At 61.6% G+C, this 1,150-nt stretch carries 1 protein-coding gene; it reads left to right on the forward strand.

Annotated features, from left to right (window positions below; all coding sequences use genetic code 11):
• A partial coding sequence (locus EOA22_RS34515) for a GAF domain-containing protein (RefSeq protein WP_127390659.1) occupies positions 1-1,150 on the forward strand: 1,150 nt, incomplete at both ends.

Consider the following 1,150-nt stretch of genomic DNA (forward strand, 5'->3'; position numbering starts at 1 on the left):
ATTGTACCTCAATCACTCCGAGCCAAGACACTGGACGCCGGCCGAGGTTGCTCTGGTTTCGGAAGTGGCTGACCGGACGCGCACCGCAATTGAACGGCTTCGTGCGGAGAAGGCCCTGCGTGAAAATGCCGAGCGCCTGGCCTTTCTGGATCGCCTCGGCAGAGAGATATCCCCGGCGACAGATGCCGACGCTGTCATGGAGGTCACCACCCGTCTACTTGGCGAACATCTAGGCGTTTCGATTTGCGCCTACGCTGACATGGAGCCGGACCAGGACCACTTCACCATTCGCGGCGACTGGAGCGCTCCTGGCTCGCCTAGCATCAGGGGATACTACAGTCTTGCCGATTTCGGTCGCCTCGCTGTTGGCAATCTGACCGCCAATCGGCCGCTCGTCATCAACGACAATCTCGAGGAAATTGCGCCCGAGGAAGCAAAGACCTTTCAGGACATCGGCATAACGGCAACGATCTGCATGCCCTTGGTCAAGCAAGGCCGGCTGGCTGCGCTAATGGCCGTTCACGACACGCAGCGCCGCGTCTGGTCGCAGCGCGAACTGTCCTTGCTGGCGGAGGTGACAGAGCGGTCATGGGCTCACATCGAGCGCGTCCGCTCGGAACAGGCTGCCCGAGCGAGCGAGGAGCGGCTAAGGCTAGCGACCGATGCGGCCGCTATCGGAACGTGGGACTATGATCCCATCACAAGGGTGCTGCGTTGGGACGACCGATGCAAAGCTCTCTTCGGTCTGCCACCTGAGGCGGAGGTGACATATGAGAGCGCGTTCCTGGCCGGTCTCCATCCAGAAGACCGTGAACGGGCGGATGAGGCCGTACGCCGGGCGCTCGCGCCGGGCGAGTCTTCCCGCTACGACATCGAATATCGGACGATCGGGCTGCGCGACGGAAAGGAGCGTTGGATAGCTGCAACGGGCGAATCTCTTTTCCGGTCCGGACGCGCGGTGCGTTTCATCGGCACCGTCATGGATATTACCGCGCGAAAGCGGGTGGAGAACCAGCTTCAGATGATGAATGCGACTGCCGCCGCCGTGGCAGCCGAGCTGGACGTGGAGCGCATTGTCCAGATTGTCACCGACGCTGGCGTCGCGCTGTCAGGCGCGCAATTCGGAGCTTTTTTCTACAATGTCCTCGAT

The organism is Mesorhizobium sp. M7A.F.Ca.US.014.04.1.1 (assembly GCF_003998745.1).
Taxonomy (GTDB): domain Bacteria; phylum Pseudomonadota; class Alphaproteobacteria; order Rhizobiales; family Rhizobiaceae; genus Mesorhizobium; species Mesorhizobium ciceri.